17 protein-coding genes are annotated in these 16,573 nt (G+C 70.3%); 9 read left to right on the top strand and 8 right to left on the bottom strand.

Annotated features, from left to right (window positions below; genetic code table 11):
• Positions 1-36: 36 nt before the first annotated feature.
• Complete coding sequence (locus ACWCQM_RS22730; protein WP_073750322.1) at positions 37-501, top strand: GatB/YqeY domain-containing protein; 465 nt, start codon at positions 37-39, stop codon at positions 499-501.
• An 81-nt stretch (positions 502-582) separates the two neighbouring features.
• Here the strand turns inward: ACWCQM_RS22730 and ACWCQM_RS22725 are convergent, their stop codons facing one another.
• Entirely contained in the window at positions 583-2,823 is a 2,241-nt protein-coding gene (locus ACWCQM_RS22725; RefSeq protein WP_450916976.1) for a transglycosylase domain-containing protein, read from the bottom strand.
• 397 nt (positions 2,824-3,220) lie between these two features.
• Here ACWCQM_RS22725 and ACWCQM_RS22720 point away from each other — a divergent pair, with 397 nt between their 5' ends.
• Positions 3,221-3,583 (top strand): WhiB family transcriptional regulator, encoded by a 363-nt coding sequence (locus tag ACWCQM_RS22720; protein ID WP_450916975.1) that lies wholly within the window; start codon positions 3,221-3,223, stop codon positions 3,581-3,583.
• Between the two features lie 57 nt (positions 3,584-3,640).
• Here ACWCQM_RS22720 and ACWCQM_RS22715 read toward each other — a convergent pair whose 3' ends face one another.
• Entirely contained in the window at positions 3,641-5,068 is a 1,428-nt protein-coding gene (locus ACWCQM_RS22715; RefSeq protein WP_450916974.1) for an ArsA family ATPase, read from the bottom strand.
• The gene (locus ACWCQM_RS22710) at positions 5,065-6,099 is read right to left on the bottom strand and encodes an ArsA family ATPase (protein ID WP_450916973.1); all 1,035 of its coding nucleotides are present in this window, start codon (positions 6,097-6,099) and stop codon (positions 5,065-5,067) included. Before ACWCQM_RS22710 ends, ACWCQM_RS22715 begins: the two co-directional genes overlap by 4 nt.
• A 71-nt stretch (positions 6,100-6,170) precedes the next feature.
• On the opposite strand from ACWCQM_RS22710, the gene ACWCQM_RS22705 reads away from it, so the two are divergent.
• From ACWCQM_RS22705 to ACWCQM_RS22690, 4 genes are all read left to right on the top strand, one after another.
• Entirely contained in the window at positions 6,171-6,329 is a 159-nt protein-coding gene (locus ACWCQM_RS22705; RefSeq protein ID WP_019992579.1) for a DUF4177 domain-containing protein, read from the top strand.
• Positions 6,329-6,799, top strand: coding sequence for a RidA family protein (locus tag ACWCQM_RS22700; RefSeq protein ID WP_450916972.1), 471 nt, complete (start codon positions 6,329-6,331; stop codon positions 6,797-6,799). Before ACWCQM_RS22705 ends, ACWCQM_RS22700 begins: the two co-directional genes overlap by 1 nt.
• A 190-nt stretch (positions 6,800-6,989) precedes the next feature.
• A complete protein-coding gene (locus tag ACWCQM_RS22695; RefSeq protein WP_450916971.1) occupies positions 6,990-7,907 on the top strand; it encodes an NUDIX hydrolase in 918 nt (305 codons plus the stop codon).
• Positions 7,904-8,734 carry an MBL fold metallo-hydrolase gene (locus tag ACWCQM_RS22690; protein WP_450916970.1) on the top strand — a complete coding sequence of 277 codons (831 nt, stop codon included), beginning with the start codon at positions 7,904-7,906 and terminating at the stop codon, positions 8,732-8,734. Before ACWCQM_RS22695 ends, ACWCQM_RS22690 begins: the two co-directional genes overlap by 4 nt.
• Before the next feature lie 212 nt (positions 8,735-8,946).
• Here ACWCQM_RS22690 and ACWCQM_RS22685 read toward each other — a convergent pair whose 3' ends face one another.
• On the bottom strand, positions 8,947-9,621 hold the full coding sequence (locus tag ACWCQM_RS22685; RefSeq protein WP_014046869.1) for a Crp/Fnr family transcriptional regulator: 675 nt from the start codon (positions 9,619-9,621) through the stop codon (positions 8,947-8,949).
• Between the two features lie 253 nt (positions 9,622-9,874).
• On the opposite strand from ACWCQM_RS22685, the gene nth reads away from it, so the two are divergent.
• The 3 genes from nth to ACWCQM_RS22670 all read left to right on the top strand — a co-directional run bounded on the left by nth (position 9,875) and on the right by ACWCQM_RS22670 (position 12,954).
• Positions 9,875-10,714 carry an endonuclease III gene (nth, locus tag ACWCQM_RS22680; RefSeq protein ID WP_450917038.1) on the top strand — a complete coding sequence of 280 codons (840 nt, stop codon included), beginning with the start codon at positions 9,875-9,877 and terminating at the stop codon, positions 10,712-10,714.
• A gap of 205 nt (positions 10,715-10,919) precedes the next feature.
• On the top strand, positions 10,920-11,657 hold the full coding sequence (locus ACWCQM_RS22675) for an NUDIX hydrolase (RefSeq protein WP_450916969.1): 738 nt from the start codon (positions 10,920-10,922) through the stop codon (positions 11,655-11,657).
• Positions 11,658-11,748: 91 nt separating this feature from the next.
• Complete coding sequence (locus tag ACWCQM_RS22670; RefSeq protein WP_450916968.1) at positions 11,749-12,954, top strand: MarP family serine protease; 1,206 nt, start codon at positions 11,749-11,751, stop codon at positions 12,952-12,954.
• A 221-nt stretch (positions 12,955-13,175) separates the two neighbouring features.
• Here ACWCQM_RS22670 and ACWCQM_RS22665 read toward each other — a convergent pair whose 3' ends face one another.
• From ACWCQM_RS22665 to nhaA, 4 genes are all read right to left on the bottom strand, one after another.
• Entirely contained in the window at positions 13,176-13,379 is a 204-nt protein-coding gene (locus ACWCQM_RS22665; RefSeq protein WP_450916967.1) for a hypothetical protein, read from the bottom strand.
• Positions 13,380-13,484: 105 nt separating this feature from the next.
• Entirely contained in the window at positions 13,485-14,462 is a 978-nt protein-coding gene (locus ACWCQM_RS22660) for an alpha/beta fold hydrolase (RefSeq protein WP_450916966.1), read from the bottom strand.
• Positions 14,459-14,989, bottom strand: coding sequence for a phage holin family protein (locus ACWCQM_RS22655; protein WP_073750309.1), 531 nt, complete (start codon positions 14,987-14,989; stop codon positions 14,459-14,461). The genes ACWCQM_RS22660 and ACWCQM_RS22655 overlap by 4 nt, the downstream gene beginning before the upstream one ends.
• A 39-nt stretch (positions 14,990-15,028) precedes the next feature.
• Positions 15,029-16,432 carry a Na+/H+ antiporter NhaA gene (gene nhaA / locus ACWCQM_RS22650; protein ID WP_450916965.1) on the bottom strand — a complete coding sequence of 468 codons (1,404 nt, stop codon included), beginning with the start codon at positions 16,430-16,432 and terminating at the stop codon, positions 15,029-15,031.
• Positions 16,433-16,573: the final 141 nt, after the last annotated feature.

Raw genomic sequence — 16,573 nt, 5'->3', positions numbered from 1 at the left:
GGGCGGCGAGTGCTCCGTACCTGTCACAATCGCCGCATGACCACGCTCAAGTCCAAGCTCAAGGAAGACCTCACCACGGCCATGAAGGCGCGTGACGAGCTCACCTCGTCCACCCTCCGGCTCACCCTCACCGCGATCACGAAGGAAGAGGTCAGCGGCAAGACGTCGCGCGAACTCTCCGACGACGAGGTGCAGAAGGTGATCGCCAAGGAGGCGAAGAAGCGCCGCGAGGCGGCCGAGGCCTTCGCGCAGGGCGGCCGGACCGAGCAGGCCGAGCGGGAGAAGGCGGAGGGCGAGCTGCTCGACGCGTACCTCCCCAAGCAGCTCTCCGACGACGAGCTGAACGCGATCGTCGCGCAGGCGGTCGAGGAGGCGAAGGCCTCCGGCGCCGAGGGGCCGCGGGCCATGGGCGCCGTCATGAAGATCGTCAGCCCGAAGGTGGCCGGGCTCGCCGAGGGCGGCCGGGTGGCCGCCACGGTGAAGAAGCTGCTCGCGGGCTGAGGGACCGGCCCGCACAAGCGAAGGAGGGGCGCCCCGGCCGGGGCGCCCCTCCTTCACATCTCATGACTCGCCGCGGGGCGGTCAGGGACCGTTGCCGCCGCCGCGGGCCCCGCCGTCGTTACCGCCGATGATGCCGGGCGGCAGGGTGATCCCGCCGATGGGGTCGGCGCCGGGCTTGTCGCTGTCGTCCTCGTCACCGGAGTCCTCGCCGCGGCCCTCGTCGCGCCCCTTGTCCTTCTCCTTCTCCTTGGCGCGCGGCACCGCGATCGGGTTGAAGGACGGGGTCTCCGAGGCGTTCAGCGCTCCGGTCATCGCGGTCTTCCAGATGGGACCGGGCAGACAGCCACCGCAGACCTTGTCGTAGTACTGGCCACCGATGTTGATGTCGTACATCTTGGTGGTCTTCTCACCGATGTCGTCGCCGACCCAGACCGCGGTGGAGAGGTTCGGGGTGTAGCCGACGAACCAGGCGTCGAGGCGGTCGTTCGTCGTTCCCGTCTTGCCCGCGTTGTCGCGGTCGCTGAGACCGGCCAGGGTGCCGGTGCCGTCCTCGACGACGCCCTTGAGCATCTGGCTGATGGTGTCCGCCGTCGACTCGCTCATCGCGCGGGAGCACTCGGTCTTCGGCACGCCGAGCTTCTTGCCGTTGGCGTCGGTGATCGACTCTATGGCGATGGGCGAGCAGTAGGTGCCCCGGTTGGCGAACGTGGCGTACGCGGAGGCCATGGAGAGCGGGGTGCTCACCTCACCGCCGAGGGTGATCGAGGCGTTCTCCTCGATCTCCTTGCCGTCACCGCGCTCGTAGCCGACCTTCTTCGCCATCTCGACGGTCTCGCAGAGCCCGGTCTTCTGCTCCAGCTTGGCGAAGTAGGTGTTGATGGACTTGCCGAGCGCGCTGGTCATGTCCCAGCTGCCCTTCTCGGACTCCATCTCGTTCTGGAGATCCCAGTTGTCGCTGCCGGTGGGGGCGCCCGAACAGTCGCGGAACGAGCTCTTGGGCAGCGAGATCTTCCAGTCGGTGGCGTAGCTCTGGGCCGGGCTGATGCCCTTCTCCAAGGCGGCGGCGGCGGTGATCGGCTTGAAGGTCGAGCCGACCTGGAAGCCGTAGGTGCTGCCGCCCATCTTGTTGCTGACGGCGAGGTTGATCACCGTCTCGTGCTTCTTCTGGTCCAGTCCGTACGGCCGGGACTGGCCCATCGAGAGGATCTTGCCGGTGCCCGGCTCGACCTGGACGACCGAGGCGGCGACCTTGTCGTCCTTGTAGACCTTCGAGGTCGCGGCCTCGTCGGCGGCCTGCTGGGCGCGCGGCGAGAGCGTGGTCCTGATGGTCAGACCGCCGAGGTTCCAGAGCTTGGAACGCTCCTCGTCGGTCTTCCCGAAGGCCGGGTCGGTCAGGATGGTCTTGCGTACGTAGTCGCAGAAGAACCCCGCGCCGCTGACGGCCGTGATGCAGCCGTTCTTCGGCTTGCTGACCTTCAGCTTGAGGGGCGACGCGATGGCCTTGCCGGCCTCGTCCTGCGAGATGCTGCCGACGGCCGCCATCCGCTGGAGCACGGTGTTGCGTCGCTTGGTCGCCTCTTCCGCGTCGTTGACCGGGTCGTAGCGGGTCGGCGACTGGACGAGGCCGGCCAGCATCGCGGCCTCCTCGACCTTCAGGTCCTTGGCGTGCTTGGAGAAGTAGCGCTGCGAGGCCGCTTCGATGCCGTAGGCCTGCTGCCCGAAGAACGTGATGTTGAGGTAGTTCTCCAGGATCTTCTTCTTGCCGAGCTCCTCCTCGACCTGGATCGCGTACTTCAGCTCACGGACCTTGCGGCCCAGCGTCTGCTGGGTGGCCTCGGCGACCTTGTCGGGGTCGTCGCCGGCCTCCTCGACGAAGACGTTCTTCACGTACTGCTGGGTGAGGGTGGAGGCGCCCTGCGCGGCGCCGCCCTCCTGCACGTTGCGGTTCATCGCGCGCAGGATGCCCTTGAGGTCCACCGCGCCGTGCTCGTAGAAGCGCGAGTCCTCGATCGCGATGATCGCGTCCTGCATGTACGGGGAGATGTCCTTGAGCGGGACGACGGTGCGGTCACGCGAGTACACCGTGGCGATCGCGCCGCCCTCGCTGTCCAGGATCGTGGTCCGCTGGCTCAGCGGCGGGGTCTTGAGGTTGGAGGGGATCTCGTCGAACCCCTCGACCGTCCCCTTGGCCGCGAGCCCCAGCGCGCCGGCGGCCGGCAGTGCGATGCCTGCCAGAACAGCTCCGGAGAGCGCGGCGACACCGAGGAACTTGGCGGCCTGCTGGGTCGTCGTCAGACCCCCGCCTGAGCGCTTCTTTGGCATGGGGGCAGCCTACGTTCTCATTCGCCGGACACGCGTATAGGCCTTGGCCTAAGCTGCTCTCAACTGTCACAGCAGTCCGATTTTGTAGCAACCCCCATGCACGGTCTCAACGGAATTCAGCCAGGTGTCGAGGCGTTCCCGAATTCGCCTCTTGTGTCGTTGAATGTCCGTTACGACTTGGGCATCCTGTCCCGATTCTCTCGGGATAGTCGCGCATGTCCTCTCATCACTCCCCTGGGTGATCTCCCGCGCACGCATAGTCCGTTCGGGCCATTCAAGATTGGGCCCGAAGGGGGTGTTGTGCTGTCGCCACCTTCCGTAACGTCCTCAACTGGCAGCGGTGAATATGCCGCTTCCGCCGTGGGGGAGCCTCGATTCGGGAGAGGACGGCGCCGGGATGGGCTGGGTAACCGACTGGAGTGCGCAGGCAGCCTGCCGCACTACCGATCCGGATGAATTGTTCGTACAAGGGGCAGCGCAGAACAGGGCCAAGGCGGTGTGCACCGGATGCCCGGTGCGGACCGAGTGCCTGGCCGATGCGCTGGACAATCGCGTCGAGTTCGGCGTGTGGGGCGGAATGACGGAGCGGGAGCGTCGCGCACTGCTGCGCCGCCGGCCGACCGTCACGTCCTGGCGCCGCCTGCTGGAGACCGCGCGCAGTGAGTACGAGCGGTCCACGGGCATGCTGCCCGCAGCAGTGGGTCTGGACGACGATCTGCATGACGACGCGCTGCACGGGACGTACGCCGCCGTGGGGTGAGACCAGGGGTGTGACGCCCGGTGGGGCCGCCCGAGAGGGAAGCCTGGCGCGGTCGTCCTACGCAGCTCCGGCCGAGGCGGAACCGGTCGCGAGCCGTTCCCCGACGGCCCTGAGGCCCGAGAGGTCGTGCACATCACCGGGCAGCGCGGCCACCTCTGTCACCGGGACCTCCGGGTGGAGCGTGGTGAAGCGGTCGCGGGTGTCCTGCTCACGCGCGACGACCTGCATCCGCTCGGCATGCAGCCGCAGCAGACCGGCGGTCAGCTGCTCGACGGTCACGGCGTCGGTGGCGGGTGTGGCGTGGCTGTCTGCTTCCGTGTGCGTGGACGGCTCGGGGTGCGCGGATGACTCGGACGGGTCAGACGGCTTTCGGCCACGCGGCTCGTGGTCCTGCGTTTCCTGCTGGGGCGGCTCGGTGCTGTGCTCGGGGGAGAGCGGCGACTCCGGGGCTTCGGGAGAGGTGGCGGCCACCGCGTCCGCCGGGTCACCAAGGCCAGCCTTCCCGGCCGCCTGATCCACAATGCCGACGCTTTCAAGATTTTCTGCGGCCGTCAGCGCACGCTCCGCGGAGAGCCGTGAGGCCTCGCTGCCGTGCACGCGGTTGAGGACCAGGCCCGCCAGCGGCATCTCCTCCGCGGCCAGGCGCTCCACGAAGTACGCGGCCTCGCGCAGCGCGTCCCGCTCCGGCGTCGCCACCACGAGGAACGCCGTGCCGGGGGCCTGGAGCAGCTTGTACGTCGCGTCGGCCCGCGTACGGAATCCGCCGAACATGGAGTCCATCGCCGCGACGAAGGTCTGTACGTCGCGCAGGAACTGTCCGCCGAGCAGTTTGCCGAGGGTGCCGGTCATCATCGACATGCCCACGTTGAGGAACTTCATCCCGGCCCGGCCGCCGATCTTCGCCGGGGCGATCAGCAGCCGGATGAACTTCCCGTCCAGGAAGGAGCCGAGACGTTTCGGCGCGTCCAGGAAGTCCAGCGCGGAACGCGAGGGCGGGGTGTCGACGATGATCAGGTCCCACTCGTCGCGCGCCCTCAACTGCCCGAGCTTCTCCATCGCCATGTATTCCTGCGTGCCCGCGAAGCCGGCCGACAGTGACTGGTAGAAGGGGTTCTCCAGGATCGCGCGGGCCCGCTCGGCGTCCGTGTGCGCCTCGACCGTCTCGTCGAAGGTGCGCTTCATGTCGAGCATCATGGCGTGGAGCTCGCCGTCGCCCGCGATGTCCTCGACCCGGCGGGGGACGTTGTCGAGCTGGTCGATGCCCATGGACTGGGCGAGCCGGCGGGCCGGGTCGATGGTGAGCACGACGACCTTCCGCCCGCGCTCGGCCGCCCGCACGCCGAGAGCCGCGGCGGTGGTGGTCTTGCCCACGCCGCCGGAGCCGCAGCACACGACGATACGGATCTCCGGGTCGTCCAGGAGCGCGTCGGTGTCCAGCCCCGGCGCCGTCTCAGGGCCCGGCGCGGCCTCGGTGTCCAGTGTCATGAACCCACCCCTCGTCCGGAGCCGCGTCGCTCCTTGCCCCCGGGCTTCTGCTCCGCGGCGTCCGCCGTCTCGTCGCCCACACCCTGCTTGCGGAACTCCTCCGCCAGTTCGTACAGCGCGGACAGGCTCACCCCCTCGCCCATCAGCGGGAGCTCGGCCGTGGGCAGCCCCAGCCCGGCCAGCACCGCGCGCTGCTCACGCTCCAGGCCGACCCGCTGGGCATGCTCGGCGGCCTGCTCGACCAGCGGGCGCACCAGTCCCGCGGAACCGGTCACCCCGGCCCGGGTGAGCGTCTTCGCGATCTCCTTGCGACGGCCCCCCGAGGCCGTGCGCAGCGCGTCCTCGTCCAGCAGATGGGGCCGCACCATGTTGACCACGACCCGTCCCACGGGCAGTTCGGCGGCCCGCAGTTCGGCGATGCCGTCGGCCGTCTCCTGGACGGGCATCTCCTCCAGGAGCGTCACCAGGTGGACGGCGGTCTCCGGGGACTTCAGGACCCGCATGACGGCCTGCGCCTGATTGTGTATCGGGCCGATCCGCGCCAGCCCCGCCACCTCGTCGTTCACGTTGAGGAAGCGGGTGATGCGGCCGGTGGGGGGCGCGTCCATGATCACGTAGTCGTAGACGAACCTGCCCTGCTTGTCCTTGCGGCGTACGGCCTCGCAGGCCTTGCCGGTCAGCAGGACGTCCCGGACGCCCGGCGCGATGGTCGTGGCGAAGTCGATGGCGCCGAGCTTCTTCAGGGCCCGGCCGGCGCTGCCCAGCTTGTAGAACATCTGGAGGTAGTCCAGGAGCGCCCGTTCGGCGTCGATCGCCAGGGCGTGGACCTCGCCGCCGCCCGGCGCGACGGCGATCCTGCGCTCCTCGTAGGGGAGGGCCTCCGACTCGAAGAGCTGGGCGATGCCCTGTCTGCCCTCGACCTCGACGAGGAGGGTGCGCCTGCCCTCGGTCGCGAGGGCGAGCGCGAGTGCGGCGGCGACCGTGGTCTTACCGGTCCCGCCCTTGCCGCTGACGACCTGGAACCTGCTCACGTCTTCGAGCCTAACCAGTCGGCAGGCAGGCTACGCACGAGGCCGCCTGTGCCAGGCATTACAGTCGGCTCATGACCAAGTGGGAATACGCGACCGTGCCCCTTCTCGTGCACGCGACCAAGCAGATTCTGGACACCTGGGGCGAGGACGGCTGGGAGCTGGTCCAGGTCGTTCCCGGCCCGAACAACCCCGAGCAGCTCGTGGCCTACCTGAAGCGGGAGAAGCCGTAGTGGCGGGGGCCGTCGAGGCGAAGCTCGCCGAACTCGGCCTGGCGCTCCCGGACGTCGTACCGCCGCTGGCCTCCTACCAGCCGGCCGTGCGGTCCGGGGTGTACGTCTACACCTCCGGGCAGCTCCCGATGGTGGACGGCAAGCTCGCGGTGACCGGCAAGGTCGGCGCCGAGGTGACGCCGGACGAGGCCAAGGAACTGGCGAGGACCTGCGCGCTCAACGCCCTGGCGGCCGTGAAGTCGGTCGCCGGTGACCTGGACCGGATCGCCCGCGTCGTGAAGGTCGTGGGCTTCGTCGCCTCGGCCGCCGACTTCACCGGGCAGCCCGGCGTGATCAACGGCGCCAGCGAACTGCTGGGCGCGGTCCTCGGCGACAAGGGCGTGCACGCCCGCAGCGCCGTGGGCGTCGCGGTGCTGCCGCTGGACGCGCCGGTGGAGGTCGAGGTCCAGGTCGAACTCGTCGACGCCTGATCCCGCGCGCTTCCGATCCCGCCCGGTCGTGCGACCGGGCGGGATCACGTGCGTAAGGGGGCAGGAGGGATCACGTGCGTACGGCCCGGTGGCCTCGTGCGGGCGGGCCGGGCGGCTCACGCGTGTACGGGGCAGGTACCGGCGCCGGGAGCCTCTCGAACATCGGCGCGCTTCCGGATAGCCTCCGGCCATGCCCAACGGTCAGTGGTACCCACCCGAATGGCCCGCCCGGATCAGGGCCCTCGCCAGCGGCGAGCTGACGGCCGTGGTCCCCAGGAGAGCGGCCACGGTGATGCTGCTCAGGGACGATCCTCCGGGTCCGGACACGGCGGGTCCCGCCGTCCACATGCTGCGCCGGCGCACCTCCATGGCCTTTGCCGGGGGCGCGTACGCCTATCCGGGTGGCGGGGTCGACCCGCGCGACGACGACCACCTCGTGGGGTGGGCCGGCCCGTCCCTGGAGAGCTGGGCCGAACGCCTCGGCGTGGACACGGTGACCGAGGCCCAGGCCCTGGTCTGCGCGGCGGTCCGTGAGACGTACGAGGAGGCGGGCGTCCTGCTCGCCGGGCCCACCCCGGACACCGTCGTGGGCGACACCACGGGAGCGGACTGGGAGGCCGACCGCGAGGCACTCGTCGCCCGTGAGCTGTCCTTCGCCGCCTTCCTGGACCGCCGGGGCCTGGTGCTGCGCTCCGACCTGCTGGCGGCCTGGGCGCGCTGGATCACCCCGGCGTTCGAGCCGCGCCGGTACGACACCTGGTTCTTCGTGGCCGCGCTCCCGGAGGGCCAGCGCACCCGCAACGCCTCCACCGAGGCCGACAGGACCGTCTGGATCCGGCCCGGCGAGGCTGCGGACGGCTACGACAAGGGCGACATGCTCATGATGCCGCCCACTGTGGCGACCCTGCGGGCGCTGAGGCCGTACGGGACGGCCGCGGAGGCCCTGGAGGCAGCGGAATCCCAGAACCTCGCTCCTGTGCTGGCAGAGGCCCGTATGGAGGGTGACGAGCTGGTGCTGAGCTGGCCGGGGCACGAGGAGTTCACGAAGCACGTGCCGACGGGCGGCCCCGCCGCCACCGGCCGCGGCACGGAGGGGGACCGGGCATGAGCGACGCCGCCGCACTGCCCGGACAGCCCCGGGGCGGGGTCCTCTCCGGGCCCGCCACCGCCCGTACGGTCAACGTCCTGGCTCCCAACGCCTCGGCGATGACTCTGGACGGCACGAACACCTGGATCGTCGCGGAGCCGGACTCCGAGGTGGCCGTCGTGATCGACCCGGGGCCGCTCGACGACGGACACCTCGGGGCCGTCATCGACACCGTGGAGCGTGCGGGCAGGCGCGTCGGCCTCACGTTGCTGACGCACGGCCACCCCGACCACGCGGAGGGCGCCGCCCGTTTCGCCGGGCTCACACGGACGAAGGTGCGTGCCCTGGACGCCGCGCTGCGTCTGGGCGACGAGGGGCTGTCCGCGGGCGATGTGATCACCACCGGAGGCCTCGAAGTCCGTGTCGTGCCCACCCCGGGGCACACCGCGGACTCGCTCTCCTTCCATCTGCCCGCCGACCGTGCGGTCCTGACGGGCGACACGATTCTGGGGCGCGGCACGACCGTCGTCGCCCACCCCGACGGGCGGCTCGGCGACTACCTGGACACGCTGCGGAGGCTGCGTTCGCTGACGGTCGACGACGGGGTGCACACGGTGCTCCCTGGGCACGGGCCGGTGCTGGAGGACGCGCAGGGCGCCGTCGAGTTCTACCTCGCCCACCGGGCCCACCGTCTGGCGCAGGTCGAGACGGCGGTGGAGGCGGGACACCGGACGCCCTCCGAGGTCGTGGCGGCGGTGTACGCGGATGTGGACCGCTCCCTGTGGCCCGCGGCGGAGCTGTCCGTGCGCGCGCAGCTGGAGTACCTGACCGAGCACGGCCTGATCTGACCCGGAGCGGGCACGGCCTGGTCCGGAGCGGCAGGAGGCTGATTCGGAGTGCGCACGGCCTGGTCCGGAGCGGCGGGAGACCTGATTCGGAGTGCGCACGGCCTGATCCGGAGCGGCACGCGAAAGGCCCCACCGGTCGGTGGGGCCTTTTCGGTGAACACGTACCTCCGGGGCGGTCCGCCGTGCGGCGGCGCCCGTACGCGGCGGAGGCGTCAGCGGGACCGCTTCGCCAGCCGCTCCACGTCCAGCAGGATCACGGCGCGCGCCTCGAGGCGCAGCCAGCCGCGGCCCGCGAAGTCCGCGAGTGCCTTGTTGACCGTCTCGCGGGAGGCGCCGACCAGCTGGGCCAGCTCTTCCTGGGTCAGGTCGTGCACGACGTGGATGCCCTCCTCCGACTGCACGCCGAAGCGGCGCGACAGGTCGAGGAGCGCACGGGCGACACGGCCCGGCACGTCGGAGAAGACCAGGTCGGACATCTGGTCGTTGGTCTTGCGCAGCCGGCGTGCGACGGCCCGCAGCAGCGCGGTGGCCACCTCGGGGCGGGCGTTCAGCCAGGGCTGGAGGTCTCCGTGGCCGAGGCCGAGGAGCTTGACCTCGGTGAGCGCCGTCGCCGTGGCGGTGCGCGGGCCCGGGTCGAAGAGCGACAGCTCGCCGATCAGCTCGCCGGGGCCGAGGACGGCCAGCATGTTCTCCCGCCCGTCGGGGGAGGTGCGGTGGAGCTTCACCTTGCCCTCGGTGACCACGTACAGGCGGTCGCCCGGGTCGCCCTCGTGGAACAGCGCGTCGCCGCGTGCGAGGGTCACCTCACTCATCGAGGCGCGGAGCTCCGCGGCCTGCTCATCATCGAGCGCCGCGAAAAGCGGGGCGCGCCGCAGAACGTCGTCCACGAGTTCTCTCCTTGTCGGCCTGTTCAGGGAAGCGTGGTTTCCATGATGCCGGACGGTAAAACAGTGCGATCGATCACAAACCAGTTTGACGCACGAGCGTGCCGGACCCTACGGCAGGGGGCCGATTGGGCGTGGATGCGCGGTGACCGGGGCGGATGTCAGCCCCTGGCTCTAGGCTGGCCGGGTGTCCGGCGAGCCGGTGACAGCACAGGCCAAGGGGGCTGATGGGGTGTCGGGAGACAAGAATTCCGCCGTGGGCGAACAGGGTGTACGAAGTAGTAAAAAGGCCGCACAACGCCCGGCAAGAGCGACGGGCAAGCCAGCGAAGCAGGAGTCGCATCTCGCGATGGTCCGCCGCGCCCGCAGGATCAACCGCGAGCTCGCCGAGGTCTATCCGTACGCCCACCCCGAGCTGGATTTCCGTAATCCCTTCGAACTGCTGGTCGCCACGGTCCTCTCCGCCCAGACCACCGACCTGAGGGTCAACCAGACCACCCCCGCCCTCTTCGCCGCCTACCCGACGCCCGAGGACATGGCCGCGGCCGTCCCCGAGAAGCTGGAGGAGATCATCCGGCCGACCGGCTTCTTCCGGGCCAAGGCGCGTTCCCTGATGGGCCTGTCGGCCGCCCTGAGGGACGACTTCGGCGGTGAGGTCCCGGGGCGTCTCGCCGACCTGGTCAAGCTGCCCGGCGTGGGGCGCAAGACGGCCAATGTCGTCCTCGGCAACGCCTTCGGAGTGCCCGGCATCACCGTGGACACCCACTTCGGCCGCCTCGTCCGCCGCTGGAAGTGGACGCAGCAGGAGGACCCGGAGAAGGTCGAGGCGGAGATCGCCGCGATCTTCCCCAAGAGCGAGTGGACGATGCTGTCGCACCGCGTGGTCTTCCACGGCCGCCGCATCTGCCACTCCCGCAAGCCCGCCTGCGGCGCCTGCCCCATCGCCTCGCTCTGTCCGGCGTACGGGGAGGGCGAGACGGACCCGGAGAAGGCCAGGAAGCTCCTGAAGTACGAGATGGGCGGCTATCCGGGACAACGGCTCAGCCCGCCCCCGGACTACCCGGGCCGCCCCGCCCCGCCTCTGGGAGCCGGGTGAGCGGAGCCCGCCCCTGGCCCGCCCCGTGGGGCACCGGGCCCTCCGGCCGGGGCGCTGGTCCGTCCGGAGGTGCATCCGGTCCGTCGGGCCGGGGCCCCGGTCTGTCGGGTGGGCCCCGGCCCGTCGGGTGGGGCCGTCGGTCACTCGGGCGGGGCCGTGCGGAACGAAATGGCCGACGACAGGCGTTGCAACGACGGGGGTGCCCATGACGCACGCACAGAGCACACGGGCCGCGGCCGACGCGGCCACCACGGAGACGGGCGCGCCCCGCGACAGCGCGCTCACGGTCTCGGCCGAGGGGCTGCCCTCCTGGCTGGAGCCCGTCGCCCGGGCGGCGGAGACCGTCCAGGCCCGGCAGCTCAGCCGCTTCCTGCCGCCGGAGAGCGGCGCCGGGCGCCAGTCCGCCGTCCTGATCCTCTTCGGCGAGGGCGAGCGCGGCCCCGAGCTGCTCCTGATGGAGCGTTCCGGGTCCCTGCGTTCGCATCCGGGCCAGCCGTCCTTCCCGGGAGGCTCCCTCGACCCCGAGGACGGCGACCACGCCACCACGGGGCCACTCAGGGCCGCGCTGAGAGAGGCCGAGGAGGAGACCGGCCTCGATCCGAGCGGCGTCCAGCTCTTCGGCGTGCTGCCCCGGCTCTACATCCCGGTGAGCGGCTTCGTCGTCACGCCCGTACTCGGCTGGTGGCGGACGCCCAGCCCGGTGGGGGTCGTCGATCCGGCCGAGACCGCCAGGGTCTTCACCGCCCCCGTGGCGGATCTCACGGATCCGGCCAACCGGGCCACGGCGGTCCATCCCAGCGGCCACCAGGGCCCCGCATTCCTGGTCGAATCCGCACTGGTGTGGGGATTCACGGCCGGTGTGATCGACAGGATTGTGCACTACGCCGGATGGGAACGCCCCTGGGACAGGACCAGGCAGGTGCCGCTCGACTGGCGCGCATGACAGGCTGACTCCCGTGCTGCGCTGTTCCGGGCCTGGCCCGGACCCCGTCGAACCGGACGGGCCAGGTGACGAATCTGCGAGGCTATAGACGGTGAATGTGCTGGACATCCTGCTGCTCGTCGGCGCCGTGTGGTTCGCGGTCATCGGCTACCGCCAGGGTTTCGTCGTCGGCATCCTGTCCGTGATCGGTTTCCTGGGCGGCGGTCTCGTGGCCGTCTACCTGCTGCCGATCATCTGGGACCAGCTGACCGACGGATCGGAAGTCTCCTCCACCGCCGCCATCGTCGCGGTCGTGATCGTGATCGTGTGCGCCTCGGTCGGGCAGGCCTTCACCACCCACCTGGGCAACAGACTCCGCCGCCACATCACCTGGTCGCCCGCGCGCGCACTGGACGCCACGGGCGGCTCCCTGGTCAACGTGGTGGCCATGCTCCTGGTCGCCTGGCTCATCGGCTCCGCGCTGGCGGGCACATCGCTGCCGACGCTGGGCAAGGAGGTCCGTAACTCGTCGGTGCTGCTCGGGGTCTCCCGGGTGATGCCCGATCAGGCCTCCACCTGGTTCACGGACTTCTCGTCCGTCCTCGCCCAGAACGGCTTCCCGCAGGTCTTCAGCCCGTTCGCCAACGAGCCCATCACCGAGGTCGAGCCTCCGGACCCGGCCCTGGTCGGCAGTCCCGTCGCGGCCCGCGCCAAGAAGTCCATCGTCAAGGTCGTCGGCATGGCGCCGGGCTGCGGCAAGGTCCTCGAAGGCACCGGATTCGTCTTCTCCGACCGCCGTGTGATGACCAACGCCCACGTGGTCGGCGGCGTCGACGAGCCCACCGTCCAGATCGGCGGCGAGGGCCGGCTGTACGACGCCAAGGTCGTCCTCTACGACTGGCAGCGGGACATCGCCGTACTGGACGTCCCGGACCTCGACGCCGAGCCGCTGCGTTTCACCGACACGGACAGCGACGCGGAGAGCGGTGACAGCGCCATCGTCGCCGGCTTCCCGGAGAACGGCGCCTACGACGTACGCTCCGCGCGCATCCGGGGCCGTATCGACGCCAACGGCCCGGACATCTACCACCGGGGCACCGTGCAGCGCGACGTCTACTCGCTGTACGCGACCGTCCGTCAGGGCAACTCCGGCGGCCCGCTCCTCACCACGGACGGCAAGGTCTACGGAGTGGTGTTCGCCAAGTCGCTCGACGACCCGGACACGGGGTACGCGCTGACGGCCGACGAGATCCGCGAGGACATCGAGCTCGGCAAGTCCACCGCCCAGCAGGTCGACAGCCAGGGCTGCGCGCTCTGAGGGAGTTCCACGGAGCGGGCCCCGGGGCTTCGGGGCCCGGTGCCCCGCACGCGGTGTGCGGGGCCTCTCACGCGGTGTGCGGTGCGGGAGCCCGGACGGCCGGACCGCCCGTGGCGGGCGGTCCGGCCGTTGGCGGTCCGGTGGAAAGACGTCCGACGGCAGGGCCCCGGGTGGCGGGGCAGTCCGTCGACGGATCGTCCGGTGGTCAGGCGGTCCCCGCGTCAGCTGCGGGGATGGCGCAGCCTCGCCGACACCCAGCGGGCCCGGCGGTGGAGGATGCGCGGAATGCCCAGCCGCAGATCATGGAATTCACTCACATCGTGCACCCGGCTCGCAGAGCCGCCCCCCTCATGAATGCTCGGACCAGCAGGAGCGGTCGAGCGGCGGTTGCGTGCTGCGTCATTGAAGTCGCGCGTCCAGCCCATACCCCGACGTCTGCCCGTGACCCAAGGTCGGTAATCGCGTGCGAGTCAGCCAATTGGCTTATGCGGCAGGCAATTGGCTGTTCGTCGGACATCTGTGCCCGTCGGCTACCGGTCGGGCTCGGGATCCTTGAGCCAGTTGATGAGTTCGGTCGAGAAGCCGACCGGATCCTCCTCGTGCGGAAAGTGCCCCAGACCGTCGAAAAGTCGCCACCGGTACGGCGCTTCGACGTACTCGCCGGAGCCGGCGGAACTCCGGGTCCGGATCGCCGGGTCGAGCGATCCGTGCAGATGCAGCGTCGGTACGCGCACCGGCCGCTTCATCCTCCTGTTGAACTGGACGCCGTCCGGACGGGCCAGGGAACGGACCATCCAGCGGTACGGCTCGATCGAGCAGTGCGCCGTCGACGGGATGCACATCGCGCGCCGGTAGACGTCCACCGTCTCGTCGTCGGGGAAGTCCGGGGTGCGGGGCCCCGACCAGTCACGGATCAGCCGGGCGACCAACGCCGCGTCGTCCGCCACGAGCTGGCGCTCCGGCACCCACGGCCGCTGGAACCCCCAGATGTGCGAGCCGGCCCGGGACTGCGCGAAGTCGGAGAGCATCGAGGAACGCCAGCGGCGCGGATGCGGCATCGACGACACCACGAGCCGGCGCACCAGCTTCGGCCGCATCACCGCGGCGGTCCAGGCGAGATAGCCGCCCATGTCATGGCCCACCAGCGCCGCGTCGGGCTCACCGAGCGAGCGGATCACCCCGGTGACGTCCAGCGCCAGGTTGGCGGGGTCGTAGCCCCGGGGCGTTCGGTCACTGCCGCCGACCCCGCGGAGGTCCATCGCGACCGCGCGGTACCCGGCGTCGGCCAGGGCGGTCATCTGATGGCGCCAGGTCCACCAGAACTGCGGGAAGCCGTGGAGCAGCAGGACCAGCGGTCCGTCGCCGAGCTCCGCGATATGGAAGCGCGCGCCGTTGGCCGCCACATCGCGGTGGGTCCAGGGGCCGTCGAGGCGGACGGGCCCGCCTGACGGGGCTGCCGGTCCCAACGGCCCCACGGGACCGGATGCGCTGAAATCGGGGTCGGTCATGTGGACGAGCGTGCCACAGCGGCCGCCTTGTCCTGGACAGGGCGGTTCTCGATGGCCTTGTCCGCGAGTGTGCTGCCCTGGGCCCGCTCGATGGCCGCCGCGGTGACGACGGGGCGGGGGTGAGGCTTGACGCCCTGGAGCACCGCGGCGGTCTGCTTGGCCGAAGCGATGGACTTCTCCGGCGGCTTGACCTTCTTGAACTTGGCCAGCCCGAAGAGGGCGAGCAGGATGCCCAGCAGGATGAACGCGCCACCCACGATCAGGAAGGACCAGGCGAGACCGAGCCCGAGGTTGTGGATCCCATAGGCCGCGGCGAAGCTCAGCACGGGGATCGCGAACAGGATCAGCACACCCGTGACGATGAACGCCACGCTGCCGATCACGCCGCGCTTGACGTCCTGCCGTACCTCGGCCTTGGCCAGGGCGATCTCGTCATGCACCAGCGCGGACATCTCGGCGGTCGCCGAAGCGAACAGCTGTCCGAGACTACGGTCGGTGCTGCCCGCGTAGTTGCCGGGGTCGCTCATCCCTGACTCCCTCTCCTCTTCCGTACATCCGATGTCAGATCATGCCGGACTGTCCGGCTTGCTGCTCGCTGCCCCCGCCTGTTCGGCAAGGCGGCGGTGCTCGGCAGCCTTCCTCTCGTGGATCGCTGCCATCCGCAGGTGGTACTCAGGGTCTTCCTGCTCGTAGACGTCGGGAATCCCTGATTCGTCGGCGTCGATCTCCTCTTCCGCGTACAGCGCCCTGTATCTGCGTACCCGCAGTTTGAGCAGTACACCGGAGAGTACGGCGGCAATCAGGGAACCGATGAGGACCGCCGCCTTGACCTCGTTGATCATGTCCTCGTCGTTGGCGAAGGCGAGCTCCCCGATGAGCAGTGAGACGGTGAAACCGATGCCGGCCAGCGTGGCCACGGCGAAGACATCCGCCCAGGCCAGGTCCTTGTTCAGTTCCGCCTTGGTGAAGCGGGTGACGAGCCAGGTGCCGCCGAAGACGCCGACGGTCTTGCCGACGACCAGGCCGAGTACCACCCCGAGCGTTTCGGGCCGGGCGAAAACGCCGGCCAGGGCATCGCCCTTGAGGGTGACGCCGGCCGAGAAGAGCGCGAACAGCGGAACCGCCACGCCTGCCGAAAGGGGGCGCACCATGTGCTCGATGTGCTCGCCGGGGGAACGCGCCTCGCCCTCGCGCCTGGTGCAGCGCAGCATCAGGCCCATGGCGACACCCGCGATCGTCGCGTGCACGCCGCTGTTGTACATCAGCCCCCAGATGACCAGGGCGAGCGGGACGTAGACGTACCAGCCCTTCACACCGGTGCGCAGCAGCACATGGAACACGGCCAAGCCGGCGAAGGCTCCTCCGAGCGCCAGGAAGTCGATGTTCTCGGTGAAGAAGACGGCGATGATGAGGATGGCGAAGAGGTCGTCGACGACGGCGAGTGTCAGCAGGAAGGCGCGCAGCGCCGCCGGGAGCGAGGTGCCGATCACCGCCAGGACGGCGAGCGCGAAGGCGATGTCGGTGGCGGTGGGCACTGCCCAGCCGGCGGTCGTCCCTCCACCGAGGACCGCGGTCAGTGTGTAGACGACGGCGGGGACGGCCATGCCGCAGAGTGCCGCGGCGACGGGCAGGGCCGCCGCACGCGGGTCGCGGAGCTCACCGGCCACCAGCTCACGCTTGAGTTCGACGCCCGCGACGAAGAAGAAGACGGCCAGCAGCCCGTCGGCCGCCCAGTGGGCCACCGAGAGGTGGAGCCCCAGCGCTTCGGGGCCGAAGTGGAACCGGCTGACGGTCGCATAGCTGGAGCCGAAGGTGTTCGCCCAGATCAGCGCGGCTATGGCGGCGACCAACAGGATGACGCCGCCGATCGTCTCCGTGCGCAGCGCCTCGGCGACGTAATTCCGCTCGGGCAGGGGCAGCCGGCCCAACAGGGTGCTGCGGCGGTCGGAGGAGGGGGCGGGCGTAGCCAAGAGGAGAACCTCCGGGTTGGGTTACGGCAGTGACGGCATGGCGGATTCACATGCCGACCAGACTTCCCGGCGCCCCTGTGGAGATGTTCTGTGCAGTTGTCCGTACTGACGGAATCGGTCTGCTTGTCCGCGCTCGACACG

It is taken from the genome of Streptomyces sp. NPDC002125 (assembly GCF_053593715.1).
Note: the sequence above shows the minus strand (reverse complement) of the source record. Positions and strands in the feature narration are given on the sequence as shown.

Bases quoted from the DNA above. Each gene is read 5' to 3' on its own strand.
- ACWCQM_RS22675 (WP_450916969.1), top strand. From the start codon at position 10,920: ATGACGCACGCACAGAGCACACGGGCCGCGGCCGACGCGGCCACCACG.
- ACWCQM_RS22720 (WP_450916975.1), top strand. From the start codon at position 3,221: ATGGGCTGGGTAACCGACTGGAGTGCGCAGGCAGCCTGCCGCACTACC.
- ACWCQM_RS22725 (WP_450916976.1), bottom strand. From the start codon at position 2,823: ATGCCAAAGAAGCGCTCAGGCGGGGGTCTGACGACGACCCAGCAGGCC.
- ACWCQM_RS22690 (WP_450916970.1), top strand. From the start codon at position 7,904: ATGAGCGACGCCGCCGCACTGCCCGGACAGCCCCGGGGCGGGGTCCTC.
- ACWCQM_RS22715 (WP_450916974.1), bottom strand. From the start codon at position 5,068: ATGACACTGGACACCGAGGCCGCGCCGGGCCCTGAGACGGCGCCGGGG.
- ACWCQM_RS22655 (WP_073750309.1), bottom strand. From the start codon at position 14,989: ATGAGCGACCCCGGCAACTACGCGGGCAGCACCGACCGTAGTCTCGGA.
- ACWCQM_RS22660 (WP_450916966.1), bottom strand. From the start codon at position 14,462: ATGACCGACCCCGATTTCAGCGCATCCGGTCCCGTGGGGCCGTTGGGA.
- ACWCQM_RS22705 (WP_019992579.1), top strand. From the start codon at position 6,171: ATGACCAAGTGGGAATACGCGACCGTGCCCCTTCTCGTGCACGCGACC.
- ACWCQM_RS22665 (WP_450916967.1), bottom strand. From the start codon at position 13,379: ATGGGCTGGACGCGCGACTTCAATGACGCAGCACGCAACCGCCGCTCG.
- ACWCQM_RS22730 (WP_073750322.1), top strand. From the start codon at position 37: ATGACCACGCTCAAGTCCAAGCTCAAGGAAGACCTCACCACGGCCATG.
- ACWCQM_RS22695 (WP_450916971.1), top strand. From the start codon at position 6,990: ATGCCCAACGGTCAGTGGTACCCACCCGAATGGCCCGCCCGGATCAGG.